The organism is Sinomonas susongensis (assembly GCF_005877005.1).
GTDB classification, from domain to species: domain Bacteria; phylum Actinomycetota; class Actinomycetes; order Actinomycetales; family Micrococcaceae; genus Sinomonas; species Sinomonas susongensis.
On record NZ_SSNH01000002.1, the window covers coordinates 153693 to 173921 of the forward strand.

A 20229-nucleotide genomic window follows, 5' to 3' on the forward strand; every position below is an offset into this window, starting at 1 on the left:
AGTGCGGCTACCCCGCCATCCGGGGCACTGACCATCCCCTTGCAAGGAGGAACCGAAATGACTACCCCCACTCAGGCCCTCTCCGACGCCGGCGTTTCGATCTGGCTCGATGACCTCTCCCGCCAGCGCCTCACCGACGGCTCGCTCAAGGCCCTCATCGACGAGAAGAACGTCGTGGGCGTGACCACGAACCCGACGATCTTCCAGGGCGCGATCACCAAGGGCCACGGCTACGACGCCCAGCTGCGCGAGCTCGTCGCGGAGGGCGCCGACGTCGAGCGCACGGTCTTCGAGCTCACGACCCGGGACGTCGCCGACGCGTGCGACCTCTTCGCGCCTCTCGCCGAGGCGACGAAGGGCGTCGACGGCCGCGTCTCGATCGAAGTCGACCCCCGCCTCGCGTGGGATACGGCCGGGACGATCGCCGAGGCCAAGAAGCTGCGCGACAAGGTCAACAAGGGCAACGTCTACATCAAGATCCCCGCAACGCTCGAGGGCCTCGAGGCCATCGCCGAGACCCTCGCGAACGGGATCAGCGTCAACGTGACCCTGATCTTCTCCCTCGAGCGCTACCGCGCGGTCATCAATGCATACATGACCGGGCTCGAGAAGGCCAAGGAGAACGGCCAGGACCTCTCGAAGATCCACTCGGTCGCCTCCTTCTTCGTCTCCCGCGTGGACTCCGAGGTCGACAAGCGCCTTGAGGCCATCGGCACCGACGAGGCCAAGGCCCTCAAGAGCAAGGCCGGCCTCGCGAACGCGCGTCTCGCCTACCAGGTGTTCGAGCAGGAGTTCGGGTCGGAGCGGTGGAAGCTGCTCGCCGACGCCGGCGCCCTTCCGCAGCGCCCGCTGTGGGCCTCGACCGGCGTCAAGGACCCGAACCTCCCCGACACGCTCTACGTGACCGGTCTCGTTGCGCCCGGCGTCGTGAACACCATGCCGGAGAAGACCCTCGACGCGACCTTCGACCACGCCGAGGTCATCGGAGACACGATCCACGGCAGCTATGAAGAGTCGAACGCGCACCTCGACGCACTCGAGAAGATCGGGGTCTCCTACAACGACGTCGTCGCCGTGCTCGAATCCGAGGGCCTGGACAAGTTCGTGGCCTCGTGGAACGAGCTGCTCGCCGACGTCGAGCGCACCCTCTCGGAGACGGCACAGGGAGCCCGCGCGTGAGTGCTCTGACGTTCGACGCGACCGGCGCAGCCCGGGAAGCTGTCGAGTCCCAGGTCCCGCAGCTTGCCGCTGACAACGTCGCGAGCCGCATCTTCGCGAAGGACCACACGCTGTGGGGCAAGGACGCGGAGGAGGAATCGGCCAAGCGCCTCGGCTGGATCGAGGCCGCAAGCGTCTCCCAGCCGCTCGTCGCCGACATCGTGGCGCTCCGGGAGGAATTCCGTGCCGAGGGCGTCGACCGGATCGTGCTCTGCGGCATGGGCGGCTCCTCGCTGGCCCCCGAGGTCATCACGGCGACCGCGGGCGTCCCGCTCGTCGTCCTGGACTCGACCGACCCCGAGCAGGTCTCGGCGGCGCTCTCCGAGCGCATCGAGGCCACTGCGATCGTCGTGTCCTCGAAGTCCGGCTCGACCGTCGAGACCGACTCGCAGCGCCGTGCCTTCGAGGCCGCCTTCACGGCTGCCGGAATCGACGCGAAGCGACGCATCGTCGTCGTGACCGACCCGGGCTCGCCCCTCGAGACGGCGAGCCGCGAGGCGGGGTACCGTGCGGTGTTCAACGCCGACCCGAACGTCGGCGGGCGCTACTCGGCGCTCACGGCCTTCGGGCTCGTGCCTTCGGGCCTCGCAGGGGTCGACATCCAGGCCCTGCTCGACGAGGCCGAGGAAGCTGCGGAGCTTCTGCGGGAGGACTCCGAGGACAACATCGGGCTCCAGCTCGGTGCGGCCCTGGGCGGCACCTCTCCGCTGCGCGACAAGATCGTGATCGTCGAGGACGGCTCCGGCATCAACGGCTTCGCGGACTGGGCCGAACAGCTCATCGCGGAGTCGACGGGAAAGATCGGCAGGGGCCTCCTGCCGGTCGTCGCGTCCGTCACCTCTCCCGAGGTGACGGAGGACATCGACGATGTCCTGGTCGTCCGGCTCGTCTCGGCCGAAGGCGAGCCGGTCCTCGGCCCCAACGAGGCGGCAGTGGGCGGGTCGCTCGCAACCCAGATGCTCGTGTGGGAGTTCGCGACCGCGGTCGCCGGACGCCTGCTCGGCATCAATCCGTTCGACCAGCCGGACGTCGAAGCCGCCAAGGTCGCGGCCCGCGGGCTGCTCGACGCGCGTCCGGAGGCGACGCCGGCCAACTTCACCGAAGGTGCCATCGAGGTCCGCGGCGGAGAATGGCTCGGCGGTGCGTCCTCGGTCGAGGAGGCCGTGAAGGCGCTCCTCGCCCAGCTCGGCCCGACGGGCTACCTGAGCGTCCAGGCCTACCTCGATCGGCTCGCATACCCCCAGCTCGAAGGGGTCCGCGACCTCTTCGCGAAGGCGACGGGGCGTCCGACCACGTTCGGCTGGGGGCCCCGCTTCCTCCATTCGACGGGGCAGTACCACAAGGGCGGCCCGGCCGTCGGCGTGTTCCTTCAGGTGTCGGCTGCCGCGTCCAAGGACGTGGAGATCCCCGGCCGGCCCTTCACGTTCGCGCAGCTCATCGAGGCCCAGGCCGCGGGTGACGCGCAGGTTCTCGCCGAGCACGGCAGGCCCGTGCTCCGCCTGCACCTCACGGACCGCGACGCAGGCGTCCAGCAGCTGACGGATCTGGTCTCGGCTCTGGCCCGCTGAGGCTCCGAGCCGCCGGCCCGGCCCCTGCGGCCGGGCCGGCGGCTTTTGCTTCGGTTCCGCTTCGCGGACCGCACGGAAGGAAGAGAAAGGCATCATGCCAGAGAACGACAACGGCGCGGCCGGGTCGAAGCGGCGCGGAAATCCGCTCCGCGACCCCAGGGACCGGCGCCTGAACCGGATCGCAGGTCCGTCATCGCTAGTGCTCTTCGGAGTGACGGGCGACCTCGCGCGCAAGAAGCTCATGCCAGCCGTGTACGACCTCGCGAACCGCGGGCTCCTGCCCCCCAGCTTCGCGCTCGTCGGGTTCGCCCGGCGCGAGTGGGAGAGGGAGGATTTCGCCGAAGAGGTCAAGGCGTCCGTCAAGCAGTACGCGCGAACGCCCTTCGACGAGGCCGTGTGGGCTCAGCTCAACGAGGGCGTCCGCTTCGTCCAGGGCTCCTTCGACGACGACGAGGCGTTCGAGCGCCTCAAGGCCACGCTCGAGGAACTCGACGAGCAGCGCGGTACGCGGGGCAACCATGCCTTCTACCTCTCCATCCCGCCCAAGGCCTTCGAGCAGGTCTGCCGCCAGCTCTCCGCGCACGGGCTCGCCCAGGCCGAAGAGGGCAAGTGGCGGCGGGTGGTCATCGAGAAGCCGTTCGGCCACAACCTCGAATCGGCCCGCCAGCTCAACGACATCGTCGAGTCGGTCTTCCCCCCGGACGCCGTGTTCCGGATCGACCACTACCTCGGCAAGGAGACGGTCCAGAACATCCTGGCCCTCCGGTTCGCGAACCAGCTCTTCGAGCCGATCTGGAACGGCAACTACGTCGACCACGTCCAGATCACGATGGCCGAGGACATCGGCACGGGCGGCCGCGCCGGCTACTACGACGGCGTGGGTGCCGCCCGCGACGTCATCCAGAACCACCTGCTCCAGCTCCTCGCCCTCACTGCGATGGAGGAGCCCATCTCCTTCGACGCCGATGACCTGCGCGCGGAGAAGGAGAAGGTGCTCGCCGCGGTGCGTCTCCCCGAGGACCTCTCGCAGCATTCGGCCCGCGGCCAGTTCACGGGCGGGTGGCAGGGAGGCGAGCTCGTCAAGGGCTACCTCGAGGAGGAAGGCATCCCGGCCGATTCGACGACCGAGACCTACGCGGCCATCCGGGTGGACATCAACACCCGCCGCTGGGCCAGCGTGCCGTTCTATCTCCGCGCCGGAAAGCGCCTCGGACGGCGTGTCACCGAGATCGCGGTCGTCTTCAAGAAGGCCCCGAACCTCCTGTTCCGCGACCAGGGAACGGCCGAGTTCGGCCAGAACGCCGTGGTGATCCGCGTGCAGCCCGACGAGGGCGCAACCATCCGCTTCGGTTCCAAGGTTCCCGGGACGCAGATGGAAGTCCGCGATGTCAGCATGGACTTCGGCTATGGGAACTCCTTCACGGAGTCCTCGCCGGAAGCGTACGAACGGCTCATCCTCGACGTCCTCCTCGGAGAGCCGCCGCTCTTCCCGCGGCACGAGGAGGTCGAGCTCTCGTGGAAGATCCTCGACCCGTTCGAAGAGTACTGGGCAGCTACGGGCGACAAGCCCGAGCCCTACGCACCTGGCAGCTGGGGGCCGGCGTCGGCTGACGCGCTCATGGCCCGCGACGGACGCACTTGGAGGCGGCCTTGATCATCGACCTTCCCCACACGACGACTTCGAAGGTCTCGAAGGAGCTCATGAACCTCCGCCATCAGGGCGGGGTCGTGGCCCTCGGCCGGGTGCTCACCCTCGTCGTCATCACGAGGCACGGCTACGAGGAAGAGGCCATCGAGGCCGCCAATCAGGCGAGCCGCGAGCATCCCTGCCGGATCATTGTGCTCGTCGACTCCGGCCGTGACGCGGCCGACAGGATCGACGGCCAGATCCGCGTGGGCGGCGACGCCGGCGCCTCAGAGGTCGTCGTGCTGCGCGGCTACGGACGGCTCGCCGAGGAGAGCGAGTCCCTGGTGGCAGCGCTGCTCCTGCCCGACGCGCCGATCGTCGCGTGGTGGCCCCACGGCGCTCCGACCGACGCGGCGGCAACGTCCGTCGGCTGCATCGCCCACCGCCGGATCACGGACTCGGGGAATGAGCCGGACCCGACCGAGGCCCTCTACCGGATCCGGGATACGTACCGCGCCGGCGACACCGACCTCGCGTGGACGCGCGTCACGAACTGGCGGATCCAGCTCGCGGCGGCCCTCGACCAGGCCGACGACTCCCCCATCACCGGAGTGACGGTCGAGGGTGCGTCCGACTCGCCCAGCACGGCCTTGCTCGCGGCGTGGCTGACCCTCGAGCTCGATGTGCCCGTGACGATCGTGGCCGGCCCGGCGGGCACCGGCATCAGGCGGGTCCGGCTGAACCGTCCCTCGGGCGACATCCAGCTCTACCGGCCGGGGCTCACCGTGGCCGAGCTGACGCAGCCGGGGCAGCCCCCGCAGCGCATCGCGCTCCCGCGGAGGACGCTCGAGGACTGCCTCGCGGAGGAGCTCCGCCGTCTCGACCCGGACCAGGTGTTCGGCGAGGTGCTCGCCGAAGGCCTGCCACGGACCAACCTGAGGAGCGTGACGCCCAGTGAGCGCTGATCCGCGTGTCAGCATCCACCCCGATTCGTCGGTGCTGCTCGCGGCCATCGCTGCCCGACTCATCACGAAACTCGTCGACACCCAGGATCGCTACGGCGATGCCACGATCGTCCTGACGGGCGGCACGATGGGAATCGGCACCCTCCGCGCGGTCGCCGAGTCTCCGGCGTGCCGGGCTGTGGACTGGTCCAAGGTCAACGTGTGGTGGGGCGACGAGCGCTTCGTTGCCGCGGATTCTCCCGACCGGAACGTCGTCCAGGCGCGCGAGGCGCTGCTGGACCAGCTCCCGCTCGATCCGGCGCGCGTGCACATCCCCGGAGACTCGGACCACTTCAGGACGCCCGACGACGCCGCACAGGACTACGCGCAGCAGCTCGCTGAGGCAGCGGCCCGGGAACACGAGGCGGACCTGTCCGACGACCGCCCGGATGCGCCCGGACTCCTTCCCCGCTTCGACGTCCTCCTGCTGGGCGTCGGCCCCGACGCGCACGTCGCGTCGCTCTTCCCCGAGATGGCGGGCATCCGGGAGACGAAGCTCCCCGTGGTCGGCGTGACCAATTCGCCGAAGCCCCCGCCGGAGCGGATCTCCCTGACACTCCCCGCGATCAAGTCGGCCGGCGAAGTCTGGATGCTCGTGGCGGGCGAGGACAAGGCAGGTGCGGTCGGTCTCGCCCTTGCCGGCGCGGGACCCGTGCAGGTGCCGGCGGCAGGCGCGCGAGGGCGCAGCCGCACCCTGTGGCTCATCGATGCCGACGCCGCCGCGCAGGTGCCCGAGAACCTCCTCCGCAAGGAGCCGGCCTCCGCCTAGGCCGCGACCGCCGTCGTCCCCTCGAAGACGAGGAAGGGGCGGGAACAGCGTCTGCTGTTCCCGCCCCTTCCGCGTTGCAGGGCAATTGTCAGGAGGTCGGGGTCCCTGAGAAGCGCATGATGAGTCCGAGCGCGACGATCACGACGCCCCACGTGATGCCCAGGATGATGGTGAAGCGATTGAGGTTCCGCTCAGCGACACCGGACGAGGAGAGGCCCGAAGACATCCCGCCCCCGAACATGTCCGACAGTCCGCCGCCACGGCCCTTGTGCATCAGGATGAGCAGGGTCAGCAGCAGGCTCGTGATGCCGAGCACGATCTGCAGGATGATCTGGAGTACTTGCACCGTTGTGCCTCGTGGCCTTCCTCGAGTGGTGGAAACTACGCGCCCGCGTGGCTCTCGAACCTGACAATGCTAGCAAACTCGGCCGGGTCGAGGCTCGCGCCGCCCACGAGGACGCCGTCGACGTCCGGCTGGCCGAGGATCGCAGCCGCGTTGGCCGCCTTGACCGAGCCTCCGTAGAGGAGGCGGGCACCGCGGGCCGCTTCGCCGCCGAAGATCGAGGCCAGCTCGGCGCGGATAGCGGCGCACATCTCCTGGGCGTCCTCGGGACCTGCGACCTCGCCGGTCCCGATGGCCCACACGGGCTCGTATGCTACGACGAGGTTCGACGCCTGCTCGACCGTCAGGCCCTCGACGTCGGCGCGCAGCTGCGCGAGAGTGTGCTCGACGTGCTGGCCCGCCTGCCGGATCTCGAGGCCCTCACCCACGCACAGGACGGGCACGAGGCCGTGGCGGTAGGCCGCCTTCGTCTTGGCGTTGAGCTCCTCGTCGGTCTCGCCGTGCAGGGTACGCCGCTCGCTGTGGCCGACCAGGGCGTAGGTGCAGCCGAGCTTCGCAAGGAAGGCCCCGCTGATGTCCCCGGTGTAGGCGCCCGCATCGAACGGCGAGAGGTCCTGGCCGCCGTAGACGATCTTGAGGTCATCCCCCTGAATGAGGGTCTGGACTCCCCGGAGGTCCGTGAACGGCGGGAAGATGGCCACCTCGACGCGGCCGAAGTCGTGGCGCTTGTCCTCGAGGGTCCAGGCCAGCTTCTGGAGGAGGGTGATCGCCTGGACGTGGTCCATGTTCATCTTCCAGTTGCCGGCGATGAGCGGAATGCGGTCGAACGAGCCGTTCGAGGAAGTGGTCACGGTGTCTCCTGTGGGTGGTCCTGCAAGCGAACAGAGCGCCAGGCGCGCCGCCCAGAGGGCCAGCGCGCCCGGCGCAGGTTGGGACTCTAGGCGCCGAGGGCGGTGAGGCCCGGCAGCTCCTTGCCCTCAAGGTATTCGAGGCTTGCGCCGCCGCCGGTCGAGATGTGCCCGAACTGCGAGTCTGCGAAGCCGAGGGTGCGCACAGCCGCGGCGGAATCGCCGCCGCCGACGACGGTGAGCGCGCCCGTCTCCGTTGCATCGGCGAGGGCCTGCGCGACGGCCTTCGTGCCCGCCGCGAATGCGGGGAACTCGAAGACGCCCATGGGCCCGTTCCAGAACACCGTCCGGGCGTCTGCGATCTCCTTTGCGAACGCCTGCGCCGTCTCGGGACCGATGTCCAGGCCGATGCCGGCTTCGCCGAACGCCGTCTCCTCGATGGCGTCCGCCGCGGCGACCTCGTGCTCGGCGTCTGCCGCGAACTTCGAGGCGACCACGACGTCGGTCGGCAGCACGAACTCGGTGCCCGCCGCCGCCGCCCGCTCGAGGTACGCGTGGACCGTGGGGATCTGGTCTCGCTCGAGCAGGCTGGAGCCGACCTTGTGCCCCTGGGCCGCGAGGAACGTGAACAGCATCCCGCCGCCGACCAGGAGGCGGTCAGCCTTGCCGATGAGGTTGTCGATCACGGCAAGCTTGTCGGACACCTTCGAGCCGCCGAGGACGACCACATAGGGCCTCTCGGCCCCGTCCGTGAGCCGCTTGAGCACTTCGACCTCGGCGCGCACGAGCTCGCCGAGATAGGCAGGCAGGATGGACGCGATGTCGTAGACGCTCGCGTGCTTGCGGTGCACGGCGCCGAAGGCATCGTCGACGTAGGCGCCCGACTCGCCCGTGAGCGCCGCGAGGTCGCGCGCGAACTCCTCGCGCTCGGCGTCGATCTTGCTCGTCTCACGGGCGTCGAAGCGCACGTTCTCGAGCACGAGGACCTCGCCGTCGGCGAGGCCGGCGGAGAGCTCCTGGGCGCTCGGGCCGACGACGTCCGACGCGAGCCGCACCGGGAACGAGGCAAGCTCGGCCAGGCGGTCGACGGCGGGACGCAGCGAGTACTTCTCTTCCGGCATCCCCTTGGGGCGGCCGAGATGGGCCAGGACAATGACCCTTGCGCCGGCCTCGGCCAGCTTGGAGATGACGGGAAGGGACGCGCGGACGCGGCCGTCGTCGGTCACGGTGGAACCGTCGAGCGGCACGTTCAGGTCCGACCGGACCAGAACGTGCCGCCCACGGACACCATCGGCGAGCAGCTCGTCGAGAGTGTGTGCAGTCATGGACTCAGGCTATCCGAGTTCCGAGAACGTTACGGCGCTCTCAGAGCTTGGAAGCGACGAGCTCCGTGAGGTCGACGAGGCGGTTCGAGTAGCCCCACTCGTTGTCGTACCAGGAGACGACCTTGACCTGGTTGCCGATGACCTTCGTGAGTCCCGCGTCGAAGATCGACGAAGCGGGGTCCGACACGATGTCGGAGGAGACGATGGGGTCCTCGGTGTAGGAGAGGTAGCCCGCCAGGGGGCCGGACTCGGAGGCAGCCTTGACCGCCGCGTTGACCTCGTCCTTGGTGACCTCGCGGGAGACCGTGACCGTGAGGTCCGTGGCCGAGCCGGTGGGGACGGGAACGCGGATCGCGTAGCCGTCGAGCTTGCCCTTGAGCTCGGGAAGCACGAGGCCGATGGCCTTCGCAGCACCCGTCGAGGTGGGAACCATGTTGATCGCGGCGGCGCGCGCACGGCGGAGGTCGCGGTGCGGGCCGTCCTGGAGGTTCTGGTCGGCCGTGTACGCGTGGACCGTCGTCATGAGGCCGCGCTCGATGCCGAAGGCGTCGTTGATGGCCTTGGCCAGCGGGCCGAGGCAGTTCGTGGTGCACGACGCGTTGGAGATGATGCTGTGGTTCTCCGGGTCGTAGACCTCGTCGTTGACGCCCATGACGATCGTGACGTCCTCATCCGTGGCCGGAGCCGAGATGATCACCTTCCGGGCGCCTGCCGCGATGTGCTTCTTGGCGTCCGCGGCCTTCGTGAAGAAGCCGGTGGACTCGATGACGACGTCCACGCCGAGGTCGCCCCACGGGAGGTTCGCGGGGTCGCGCTCTGCGAGGACCTTGATCTCCTTGCCGCCGACGACGATGTTGCCGTCACGGGCCTCGACCTTCTCGGCAAGGCGCCCCGTGATGGAGTCGTACTTGAGCAGGTGGGCCAGAGTCTCTGGGCTCGTGAGGTCATTGACGGCCACGATCTCGAGATCGGCTCCCTGGGCGAGTGCCGCGCGGAAGAAGTTGCGGCCGATCCGGCCGAAGCCGTTGATGCCGATGCGGGTAGTCACTCTGGTTGCTCTCCTAGATGCTCAGCCGAGCATCCCACCTAGGTGACTGCTCGGACTGTCTGAACGGTCTCGCACATCATTGGGCAGAGAATTTGCACAAGGAAAGGCCTGCAGCCCGAGTCTCCATTGTCATGGCTGAAAGGCTGGTGGCCTTTCCGCACCCCATCCTACGGAAAAAGGGCCCGTCCGTGAACAGACAGGCCCTCTTTCCGGGGATCGCGGGTGAATTCCCCGCAATGTGACAGAAATCTCAGCTCAGAGAGACCTCTTCAGCCACGGGCCCTCGGTCTCAGACCGGGGTGACGAGTGCCTTGGCACCCGAACGGGCGGCGTCGAAGCGCTGCGCGACATCCGCCCAGTTGACGATGTTCCAGAACGCCTTGACGTAGTCGGCCTTGACGTTAACGTAGTCGAGGTAGAACGCGTGCTCCCACATGTCCAGCATGAGCAGCGGGATCGTGCCGACAGGGATGTTGCCCTGCTGGTCGTAGAGCTGCTCGATGACGACGTTCCCGCCGAGGGGCTCGTACGCGAGGATCGCCCAGCCGGATCCCTGGAGGCTCGTCGCGGCGGCGCTGAAGTGTGCGACGAACTTGTCGAAGGAACCGAACGCCTCGTCGATCGCCGCGGCGAGCTCGCCCTCCGGGCGGTCGCCGCCCTCGGGCGAGAGGTTCTTCCAGAAGATCGAGTGGTTGGTGTGGCCGCCGAGATGGAAGGCCAGGTCCTTGCTGAGGCGGGTGACATCGGCGAAGTTGCCGGATTCGCGGGCCTCCGCAAGCTTCTCGAGCGCAGTGTTCGCGCCGGCCACGTAGGTTGCGTGGTGCTTGTCGTGGTGGAGTTCCATGATCCGCGCCGAGATATGGGGCTCGAGGGCCGCGTAGTCATAAGGAAGCTCTGGCAGTACGTAGGTCACAACATCCTCCATCGGTCGGTTTCCCGCCGCACAGTGCATCGCGCGGCGAGCTGGTGACGGCTCCATCCTATGCAGATGGCCCGATCGTCTGCAGATTGCCAGCTCACATTGCGGAATGCCCTACGGCGGTCAGCCGTCGAGCATCTCCGGGGTGACATTCGCGTCAGTGCCCGGAATGCCGGTTTCCACCGCCTTCTTGTCCGCCATCGCGAGGAGACGGCGGATCCGGCCCGCGATGGCGTCCTTCGTCAGGGGCGGGTCGGCGAGGCGGCCGAGCTCGTCGAGGCTCGCCTGCTTGTGCGCCACGCGCAGCTCGCCCGCGTAGCGGAGGTGGTCCGGGACGTCGTCGCCGAGGATCTCGAGCGCCCGTTCGACCCGGGCGCCCGCGGCAACGGCGGCCTGCGCCGAGCGGCGCAGATTCGCGTCGTCGAAATTCGCGAGCCGATTCGCGGTGGCGCGCACTTCCTTGCGCATCCGGCGCTCCTCCCACGCCATGAGGGCGTCGTGCGCCCCCATCCGCGTCAGGAGAGCCGCGATCGTGTCGCCGTCGCGCACGACGACGCGGTCCACCCCGCGCACTTCGCGCGCCTTCGCCGCGATGCCGAGACGCCGCGCGGCGCCGACGAGCGCAAGGGCGGCCTCCGGGCCCGGGCACGTGACCTCGAGGGACGAGGAGCGGCCGGGCTCGGTGAGCGAGCCATGGGCGAGGAATGCACCGCGCCAGACGGCCTCCGCGTCGGCGGCAGAGCCATTCACGACCGCCGAGGGCAGTCCACGCACGGGACGGCCGCGGTTGTCCAGGAGCCCGGTCTGCCGCGCAAGCGCCTCGCCCTCCCGGACGACGCGGATCACGTAGCGGCTCCCGCGCCGCAGGCCGCCGCCCGACACCACGATGATCTCGGCCGTGTGCCCGTAGACCTCCGCGATCGCGGTCTTGAGCCGGCGGGCAGTCGAAGCGAGGTCGACCTCGGCTTCGATGACGATGCGGCCCGAGATGATGTGGAGGCCGCCCGCGAACCGCAGCATCGCCGAGACCTCGGCCTTGCGCTCGGACGACTTCTTCACTGCAAGGTGCGAGAGCTCTTCCTTGACGCTCTGGGTCAGAGCCATGCCGCCGCCTTCCCGCGCTGTCCCGCCGCAGATTGCGATGCCATGCCCATGCTCCTCATTCCTCGTCCGGGCGTCATGCGGCGCCACCGGAGAACACCTCGTGATAGGCCGCCGCAAGGCGGAGCGGATCGTGCACCGCCCGGTGGCCCGAAGCTCCCACTCTACCGAAGTGGACCTCCGCGCCGAGCTCCGCGGCCGCCCGCTCGAACTCGGCCGGATCCCCAATCGACCCGGCCTGCGCGATGACGGCGTCGAGCGTGAATTCCGGGGCGGCGCGCTGGAGGACGCGCAGGTGGTCCGCACCGGACATCCCGCTCGTCTCCTTCGTGTCCGTCGTGAGGTTCATCGCGAGGCATCGCCGCGCGGGAGTGTCCGAGAGGGCCTGCCGGAGTTCCGGCAGCAGGAGATGGGGCAGCACCGAGGTGTACCAGGAGCCGGGGCCGAGCACCACCCAGTCGGCGAACTCGATGGCACTGAGCGCCTCCGGGCACGCGGGAGCGTCCTCGGGCAGGAGCCGGACGCCCTCGAGCCGCCCTGCGATCGCGCACGCGGCCTGGCCGCGGATGAGCTCCCCTGGGCTTCCGTCCGGAGAGGCGACCGTCCCCTCGATCATGAGCGGGATCTGCGACATGGGCAGCACCTGGCCGCGGGCGCCGAGCAGCGCGCCGGCCCAGCGCAGCCCGTCGACCACGTCGCCGAGGAGCTCGCAGAGCGTCATGATGAGCAGATTCCCCATCGCATGGTTCTCGAGCCCGCTGGTCCCCGCGGGTGACTTGAAGCGATGCTGCATGACGTCGCGCCAGGTCCTCCCCCAGTCTGTGTCGTCGCACAGCGCCGCAAGAGCCATCCGCAGGTCTCCCGGGGGGATGACGCCGAAGTCCTTGCGGAGGCGTCCGGAGGACCCGCCGTCGTCCGCGACGGTCACGACCGCCGTGAGGTCCGCCGTGAGGAGGCGCAGCGCGGAGAGGGAGGCCGAGAGGCCATGACCGCCGCCCAGGGCCACGACGGACGGTCCCTTGGGCACTCCCCCGGAGGTGCCCGCTCCGGGCGGAATGAGGGGAAGCTGCCCCGTGAACATGCTCATCACTCGCGCCCGAGGTCCCGGTGCGAGGTCGTCACCGTGACGCGGGGCTGCTGCGAGAGCCTCTTGGCGAGCTCCTCGACGATCGCGACCGAGCGGTGCTTGCCCCCCGTGCAGCCCACGGCAATGGTCGCGTAGTGCTTGTTCTCCTTGCGGTATCCGGTGAGGACAGGCTCGAGTGCGTGGACATAGCGCGTCACGAACTCTTCGGCCCCGTTCGCGACGAGGACGTAGTCCCGGACGTCGGGATCAAGCCCCGTGTGCGGCCTCAGCTGAGGGATCCAGTGCGGATTCGGCAGGAAGCGGACGTCGGCGACGTAGTTCGCGTCGGCCGGCAGCCCGTACTTGAATCCGAAGCTCATGACGTTGATCCGCAGCGTCACCGGACCCTTCTCGGAGAAGAGCTCCGTGATCGCGGTCGCGAGGCCGTGGACGTTGTAGTCCGAGGTGTCGAGCACAAGAGTGGACTGCTCGCGGAGCTCGGCGAGGATCTGGCGCTCCGCCGTGATCCCGTCGAGGATGCGGCCGCCGCCCTGGAGGGGGTGGGGGCGCCGCCCCTGCTCGAAGCGGCGGATCAGGACGTCGTCGGTCGCGTCGAGGAAGAGCACCCGGTAGTCGACGCCGCGGGAGTCGAGGGCGTGGAGCGCCTCGCGGATGTCGGCGAACAGCGCCTTGCTGCGGACGTCCATGACGACGGCCAGCTTCGGGATGCGGTCTGACGCGTGGGAGACGAGTTCGGACAGCGTCCCCAGCAGCTGGGGCGGCAGATTCTCGACGACGTACCAGCCGTGGTCCTCGAGCGCGTTCGCGGCAGTGCTCCGCCCAGCACCTGACATGCCGGTGACGATGAGCAGCTCGGCGCCTTGGGGCTTCACGGGGGTCAGCTCAGTGGGCTCGTGCGGGTCCGCCGCGCTGGTCTGGGTCATGGGGCCAGCCTAGCTAAGACTCCAGGATTTCGCCGGTGGCATAGTTCACTGCCGGCGCCGTCTCCTCTGCCTCGGACCCGTGGAAGGCCGCGTAGACAGAGGCCGCGAGGGACGGTCCGACGCCTGCAACCCCCGCGAGGTCGTCGGGCGTCGCGGCCCGCAGCTTCTTGACCGAGCCGAAGTGGCTCAGCAGGGCCTTCTTGCGCGCCGGGCCGAGGCCGGGGACGTCGTCGAGCAGCGACGCCGTCATGGCCTTGCCGCGCTTCTGCCGGTGGAAGGTGATGGCGAAGCGGTGCGCCTCGTCGCGGATGCGCTGCAGGAGGTAGAGCCCCTGCGAGGCGCGCGGGAGGATCACCGGGAAGTCCCCTTCCGGGAGCCACACCTCCTCGAGCCGCTTGGCGAGGCCGACGACGCGGATCTCGTCCTCGCCGATCCCCAGTTCGGCGAGGGCCTTCATGGCAGCTGCGACCTGCGGCTGGCCGCCGTCCACGACGACGAGGTTCGGCGGGTAGGCGAACTTGCTGTTCCGGTCGCGCTCCTCGATCGGAAGCTCCTTCTCGGCGAGGTAGCTCCGGAAGCGGCGGGTCAGGACGTCGTGCATCGCGGTCGTGTCGTCGCGGGCCGCGTCGCCCGTGACCGAGAACTTGCGGTATTCGGACTTCTTCACCAGCCCGTCCTCGACGACAACCATCGAGCCGACGACGTTCGTGCCCTGGACGTGCGAGATGTCGAAGCTCTCGATGCGCAGCGGGGGCTCGGGGAGCTCGAGTGCCTCCTGCAGCTCTTGGAGGGCGAGGGAGCGCGTCGTGATGTCGCCCGCCCTCCGGACTTTGTGGAGCTTGAGCGCCTGCACCGCGTTCTCGTGCACCGTCTTGGCGAGTGCGGCCTTGTCCCCCCGCCGCGGCACGCGCAGATCCACCTTCGCGCCACGGAGGCCCGAGAGCCAGACCGTGAGCTGCTCGGCGTCGTCGGGCAGGACGGGAACGAGCACTTCCCTCGGGATCCTCGCATCCGTTTCGGCCTGCGCGCCGTAAACCTGCTGGAGGAGGTGCTCGACAAGCGCCGCGCCGGTCGTCTCCTCGACCTTCTCCACGACCCACCCGCGCTGGCCCCGGATCCGGCCCCCGCGGACGTGGAAGACCTGGACGGCCGCCTCGAGCTCGTCCTCCTCGACGGCGAAGACGTCTGCGTCGGTGTCCTCCGAAAGCACGACGGCGTTCCGCTCGAAGACCTTGCGCATCGCGACGATGTCATCGCGGAGCGAGGCGGCCGTCTCATAGTCCAGCTCCGCGACCGCCGCGGCCATCCTCTTCTCGAGCTGGGAGATGAAGCGCTTGGCCTCCCCTCCCATGAACGCGCAGAAGTCCTCGGCCAGTAGCCGGTGCTCCTCGGCGCTCACCCGGCCCACACAGGGCGCGGAGCACTTGTCGATGTAGCCCAGGAGGCACGGGCGCCCGCTCTGCTCGGCGCGCTTGAACACGCCCGCACTGCAGCTTCGGACCGGGAAGACCTTGAGCAGGGTGTCCATCGTCTCGCGGATCGCGCCCGCCGTGTATGGCCCGAAGTAGCGGGTGCCCTTGCGCCGGTCGCCCCGCATGACCTGAACGCGCGGGTACTTCTCGCCCATCGTCACAGCCAGATACGGATAGGTCTTGTCATCGCGGAACGCGAGGTTGTACCGGGGAGCGAATTCCTTGATCCAGGTGTATTCGAGCTGGAGGGCCTCGAGCTCGCTTCCGACGACCGTCCACTCCACGCTCGCGGCGGCGTGCACCATGGCGTAGGTCTTGGGCAGAAGCGTCGCCGGGTTTGCGAAGTACGAGGTCAGCCGCTGCCGGAGGTTCTTCGCCTTGCCGACGTAGATGACCCGGCCGTGGGGATCCCGGAAGCGGTAGACGCCTGGATCGTTCGGAATCTCACCGGTCTTCGGCCGGTAGCTAGCTGGATCTGCCACTGCTCCATTCTAGTGAGAGCGGGCGGGAGGGCTTACTTCTCCGCGGGGGGCTTGTTGTACCCGGCCGCGCGCGGCTGGCCGCTCAGGGCGGCGATGGCGTCCATGATCCGGTCCGTCGCCTCGCGGCGCACGGGAAGCGAGTGGTCGGGTCCGAGCTTGTCGAAGTAAAGGGGTTCGCCGACCCGCATGCTGAAGTGCTGGGGCCGGACCGCATTCGTCCCGGCCGGCTGGAGGCGGTCGGTGTCCGCGAGCCCGACGGGGACGACGGGTGCGCCCGTAGTGAGCGTCAGCCAGCCGACGCCCGTGCGGCCGCGGTACAGGAGGCCGTCGCGGGAGCGCGTCCCCTCAGGGTAGATCCCCACCCCTTCCCCGCGTTCGAGGACGTCGAGAAGCGTCTTGAGCGCGGCCACGCTCGCGGCCTGCTCGCCGCGCTCGACCGGGATCGAGCCCACGCCTTCGAAGAAGGACTTCATGATCCTGCCCTTGATGCCCTTGCCCGTGAAGTACTCAGCCTTCGCGAAGAAGCCCACCGTCCTGGGCATGAGCGCCTGGATGATGACCGAATCCAGGAAGGAAAGGTGGTTCGAGGCCACGATGAACGGCCCTTCGTCGGGCACGTTCTCGAATCCGGTGAGGGTCGGCCGGCACAGCGTGGCGATGAGGGCCCGGATGCCCGTGCGCGTGGCCTGGTACATCAGCGGCACTGGCTGGCCTCCGCCTCGATCGGTCCGGCGTGAGCGGCGGATGCGGAGGGCGCTTCCAGCGGGATGAGCCGCTCGACGGCGTCGCCCGCCTCGCCCGCATCGGCTGCGTAGGCCGCCAGGTTCTGCGCCTCGAGCTCGCCCGGCTCGGCGAAGCCCCAGGCTACGCCGATGCAGGCAATCCCGTTGCCCGCGGCACCGGCGGCGTCATGCCGGCGGTCCCCGATCATGACGGCGCGGTCGCGTGAGGCGTGGTTCACCTCGAGGGCCGCGGCGACAATGCTCACCTTGCCGTCCGGGAGCGGTGGGAGCGTCTCGTCGTCGGACGCTCCGTGGATGCTGTGGAAATAGGCGTCGAGCCCCTGCAGCCTGAGGAGCTTCTTCGCAAGCCCCTCGGGCTTCTGCGTCGCGACAGCGAGGTGGTATCCGTCTGAACGGAGCCTGGCCAGGAGCTCGGGGATCCCCGGATACGGCCGGCTCTGTGCCATGCCCTCGGAAATGTAGCGCTCCCGGTAGGACCGGACGACGAGGGGCATCGTGCTCTCCGGCACGGCCGCGAAGCGGCGCAGCGATTCGATGAGCGGCGGCCCGACCATCGCGTCGAGGGAGGACTGCTCCGGGACCGGAAGGCCGTGGGCCTCGAGGGCCGCGGCGATCCCGCCCGTGATGCTCCCGGCAGGGTCGACGAGGGTGCCATCCAGATCGAAGATCACGAGGGCCGGCGCGTCAGTCACCGGGCAAGTCTCCCATACGGGAGTCAGTAGCCGAAACTCGTATACCGGCCGGGGAATATTCGCCACGTCCAAGCTCTACGGCCCATGCCGAGAGATTCATGGCAAGGCCGCCAGGGTCAGGCGGGGGCCGTCAGAGGATCTCGGCCAAGAACCGTCCGGTATGGCTCTGCTCGGACTTCGCCACGTCCTCGGGGATGCCGGTGGCAATCACCTGGCCTCCGCCCGAGCCTCCGTCCGGACCCAGGTCGATGATCCAGTCCGCACTCTTGATGACGTCGAGATTGTGCTCGATGGTGATCACCGTGTTGCCCTTCTCGACCAAGCCCTGGAGGACGAGGAGCAGCTTGCGGATGTCCTCGAAGTGGAGGCCCGTCGTCGGCTCGTCGAGCACGTAGACGCTCCGACCGTTCGACCGGCGCTGCAGCTCGGAAGCAAGCTTCACCCTCTGCGCCTCGCCGCCGGAGAGTGTTGTCGCGGGCTGCCCGAGCCTGACGTATCCGAGGCCGACGTCGACGAGGGTGTTGAGATGGCGCGAGATCGGGCCGAACGCCGAGAAGAATTCCGCGGCCTCGTCGATCGGCATGTCGAGCACGTCGGCGATCGTCTTTCCCTTGTAGTGCACCTCGAGGGTCTCGCGGTTGTAGCGAGCGCCGTGGCACACCTCGCACGGGACGTACACGTCCGGGAGGAAGTTCATCTCGATCTTGATCGTCCCGTCGCCCGAGCACGCCTCGCAGCGGCCACCCTTGACGTTGAACGAGAACCTCCCGGGCTGGTAGCCGCGGACCTTGGCCTCGGTCGTCTCCGCGAAGAGCCTGCGGATGTGGTCGAACACGCCGGTGTAGGTCGCGGGGTTCGAGCGCGGCGTCCTGCCGATCGGGCTCTGATCGACGTGGATGACCTTGTCGAGGTGCTCGAGTCCCTCGATGCGCGTATGCCGTCCCGCCACCTGCTTTGCGCCGTTCAGACGGTTCGCGAGGACCTTGTAGAGGATCTCGTTGACGAGGGTCGACTTCCCGGAGCCGCTCACTCCGGTCACGGCGGTGAGGACGCCGAGGGGGAAAGTCACGTCGACGTTCTGGAGGTTGTGCTCGCGCGCGCCGACGACCTTGAGTTGCCGCTTGCGGTCGATCGGGCGGCGCTTCTTCGGCACTTCGATGGACCGGCGCCCCGAAAGGTAGTCGCCCGTGAGCGATTCGCGGTTCTCGAGGAGCTCCGCGAGGGGACCCGAGTGGACCACGTTGCCGCCGTGCTCGCCTGCCCCGGGCCCGATGTCCACGATCCAGTCGGCCTCGTGGATGGTGTCCTCGTCGTGTTCGACGACGATGAGCGTGTTCCCGAGGTCGCGGAGCCGGGTGAGCGTCTCGATGAGACGGCGGTTGTCGCGCTGGTGCAGGCCGATGCTCGGTTCGTCGAGGACGTAGAGGACGCCGACGAGGCCGGAACCGATCTGCGTCGCAAGGCGGATGCGCTGCGCCTCACCGCCCGAGAGGGTTCCGGCCGCGCGCTCGAGGTTGAGGTACTCGAGGCCCACGTCGAGCAGGAATGTGAGGCGCGCGTCGATCTCCTTGAGGACCTGATGCGCGATCTGGCGTTCGCGGTTGCTCAGCTCCAGCGTTCCGAGGAATTCGCTCGCTTCACGCAGCGGCAGCGCGGACACGGCTGCGATCGACTTCCCGCCTACGAGCACCGAGAGCGACGCCGGGTTGAGCCGAGCTCCCCCGCACTCGGGGCACGGGATCTCGCGCATGTACTCCGCGTAGCGGTCGCGCGCGGAGTCGGACTCGGTCTCTGCATGCTTGCGCTGGATATAGGAGACGGCACCCTCGAAGCCGGTGCTGTACTTGCGTTCCCGGCCGAACCGGTTCCGGTACTGCACGACGACCTTGTGGTCCTTGCCGTGCAGCACTGCATCGCGCGCGTACTGGGGAAGGCTGTGCCACGGGGTGCTCATGGAGAACCCGAGCTCGTCGGAGAGTCCCTCGAGCAGGCGGGTCCAGTACTCCTGGGTGGCATGGCCCAGGGACCAAGGCGCGATGGCGCCTTCGGAGAGGCTCAGCTCGGGGTCGGGGACCACAAGGTCCTCGTCCACCTCGAGCTTCGTGCCGATGCCCGTGCACGCGGGGCACGCGCCGAACGGGTTGTTGAACGAGAACGAGCGAGGTTCGATCTCGTCGATCGCGAGCGGGTGCTCGTTGGGGCACGCGAGGTGCTCCGAGAAGGCACGGATGCGGTGATCGTCGTCGGGCGCTACGTCGACGAAATCGGCGAGGACGCGGCCCTCGGCGAGCCCCAAAGCGGTCTCGACCGAGTCGGCGAGGCGCTGTCGGATGCCTTCCTTCACCACGAGGCGGTCGACGACGACCTCGATCGTGTGCTTGAACTGCTTGCCGAGCTTGGGCGCCTCCGCGAGCTGGACGAGGTCGCCGTCCACCCGGGCACGGGCATAGCCCTTGGCCGCGAGGTCCTTGAAGAGGTCGACGAATTCGCCCTTGCGCCCCCGCACGACCGGCGCGAGCACCTGGAACCGTGTGCCGTCCGGGAGGTCGAGGAGCTGGTCGACGATCTGCTGTGGGGTCTGCCGCGTGACGGGCTCATGGCAGATCGGGCAGTGGGGCCGGCCGACACGGGCCCACAGGAGGCGCATGTAGTCGTAGATCTCGGTGATCGTGCCCACCGTCGACCGCGGGTTCTTGCTCGTCGACTTCTGGTCGATCGAGACCGCGGGCGAGAGCCCCTCGATGAAGTCGACGTCAGGCTTGTCCACCTGGCCCAGGAACTGGCGGGCGTAGGCCGAGAGCGACTCGACGTAGCGCCGCTGGCCCTCCGCGAAGATCGTGTCGAACGCGAGCGAGGACTTCCCCGATCCCGAGAGGCCCGTGAAGACGATCATCGCGTCGCGCGGGAGGTCGAGGTCGATGTTGCGCAGGTTGTGCTCCCGCGCGCCCTTCACGACGAGCCGCGACAGGTCGGCCCGGAGCGCGCTCACCGGGCTGCTCACGTCCTCGGACATGTCCTCGGACATGTCGTCGGACAATTCCTCGGACAGGGAGGACAAGG

General features: G+C 68.8%; 17 protein-coding genes. 5 read left to right on the forward strand and 12 right to left on the reverse strand.

Translation table 11 applies throughout. The features are described 5' to 3' along the window. Nucleotides 1–57: 57 nt before the first annotated feature. From tal to pgl, 5 genes are all read left to right on the forward strand, one after another. The gene (tal, locus tag E6A21_RS03890; protein WP_138442827.1) at nt 58–1179 is read left to right on the forward strand and encodes a transaldolase; all 1122 of its coding nucleotides are present in this window, start codon (nt 58–60) and stop codon (nt 1177–1179) included. Further along, complete coding sequence (locus E6A21_RS03895) at nt 1176–2786, forward strand: glucose-6-phosphate isomerase (RefSeq protein ID WP_138442828.1); 1611 nt, start codon at nt 1176–1178, stop codon at nt 2784–2786. The genes tal and E6A21_RS03895 overlap by 4 nt, the downstream gene beginning before the upstream one ends. Before the next feature lie 94 nt (nt 2787–2880). Beyond that, nucleotides 2881–4440 (forward strand): glucose-6-phosphate dehydrogenase, encoded by a 1560-nt coding sequence (gene zwf, locus E6A21_RS03900; RefSeq protein WP_138442829.1) that lies wholly within the window; start codon nt 2881–2883, stop codon nt 4438–4440. Continuing rightward, on the forward strand, nt 4437–5378 hold the full coding sequence (locus E6A21_RS03905; RefSeq protein WP_138442830.1) for a glucose-6-phosphate dehydrogenase assembly protein OpcA: 942 nt from the start codon (nt 4437–4439) through the stop codon (nt 5376–5378). Before zwf ends, E6A21_RS03905 begins: the two co-directional genes overlap by 4 nt. Next, nucleotides 5368–6186: a 6-phosphogluconolactonase gene (pgl, locus tag E6A21_RS03910; RefSeq protein ID WP_138442831.1), complete on the forward strand. Its 819-nt coding sequence runs from the start codon at nt 5368–5370 to the stop codon at nt 6184–6186. The genes E6A21_RS03905 and pgl overlap by 11 nt, the downstream gene beginning before the upstream one ends. 88 nt (nt 6187–6274) lie before the next feature. Here the strand turns inward: pgl and secG are convergent, their stop codons facing one another. The 12 genes from secG to uvrA form a co-directional block, all read right to left on the reverse strand. Next, the gene (secG, locus tag E6A21_RS03915; protein WP_138442832.1) at nt 6275–6532 is read right to left on the reverse strand and encodes a preprotein translocase subunit SecG; all 258 of its coding nucleotides are present in this window, start codon (nt 6530–6532) and stop codon (nt 6275–6277) included. Between the two features lie 35 nt (nt 6533–6567). Then, nucleotides 6568–7380: a triose-phosphate isomerase gene (gene tpiA, locus E6A21_RS03920; protein ID WP_138442833.1), complete on the reverse strand. Its 813-nt coding sequence runs from the start codon at nt 7378–7380 to the stop codon at nt 6568–6570. An 86-nt stretch (nt 7381–7466) separates the two neighbouring features. After that, nucleotides 7467–8702, reverse strand: a complete 1236-nt coding sequence (locus E6A21_RS03925) for a phosphoglycerate kinase (protein ID WP_138442834.1) — start codon at nt 8700–8702, stop codon at nt 7467–7469. 40 nt (nt 8703–8742) lie between these two features. Then, nucleotides 8743–9750: a type I glyceraldehyde-3-phosphate dehydrogenase gene (gene gap / locus E6A21_RS03930; RefSeq protein WP_138442835.1), complete on the reverse strand. Its 1008-nt coding sequence runs from the start codon at nt 9748–9750 to the stop codon at nt 8743–8745. 289 nt (nt 9751–10039) lie between these two features. Further along, nucleotides 10040–10675 (reverse strand): superoxide dismutase, encoded by a 636-nt coding sequence (locus E6A21_RS03935; protein ID WP_138442836.1) that lies wholly within the window; start codon nt 10673–10675, stop codon nt 10040–10042. A gap of 117 nt (nt 10676–10792) precedes the next feature. Continuing rightward, entirely contained in the window at nt 10793–11773 is a 981-nt protein-coding gene (gene whiA / locus E6A21_RS03940; RefSeq protein WP_138442837.1) for a DNA-binding protein WhiA, read from the reverse strand. Nucleotides 11774–11846: 73 nt separating this feature from the next. Next, complete coding sequence (locus E6A21_RS03945) at nt 11847–12857, reverse strand: gluconeogenesis factor YvcK family protein (protein WP_138442838.1); 1011 nt, start codon at nt 12855–12857, stop codon at nt 11847–11849. Continuing rightward, complete coding sequence (gene rapZ / locus E6A21_RS03950; RefSeq protein ID WP_138442839.1) at nt 12857–13780, reverse strand: RNase adapter RapZ; 924 nt, start codon at nt 13778–13780, stop codon at nt 12857–12859. The genes E6A21_RS03945 and rapZ overlap by 1 nt, the downstream gene beginning before the upstream one ends. A gap of 13 nt (nt 13781–13793) precedes the next feature. Continuing rightward, nucleotides 13794–15734: an excinuclease ABC subunit UvrC gene (uvrC, locus tag E6A21_RS03955; protein WP_138442840.1), complete on the reverse strand. Its 1941-nt coding sequence runs from the start codon at nt 15732–15734 to the stop codon at nt 13794–13796. 32 nt (nt 15735–15766) lie between these two features. Continuing rightward, nucleotides 15767–16429, reverse strand: a complete 663-nt coding sequence (locus tag E6A21_RS03960) for a lysophospholipid acyltransferase family protein (protein ID WP_138442841.1) — start codon at nt 16427–16429, stop codon at nt 15767–15769. Next, nucleotides 16429–17169, reverse strand: coding sequence for an HAD hydrolase-like protein (locus E6A21_RS03965; protein ID WP_138442842.1), 741 nt, complete (start codon nt 17167–17169; stop codon nt 16429–16431). Before E6A21_RS03965 ends, E6A21_RS03960 begins: the two co-directional genes overlap by 1 nt. A gap of 130 nt (nt 17170–17299) precedes the next feature. Further along, nucleotides 17300–20194, reverse strand: a complete 2895-nt coding sequence (uvrA, locus tag E6A21_RS03970; RefSeq protein ID WP_171041257.1) for an excinuclease ABC subunit UvrA — start codon at nt 20192–20194, stop codon at nt 17300–17302. Nucleotides 20195–20229 lie beyond the last annotated feature (35 nt).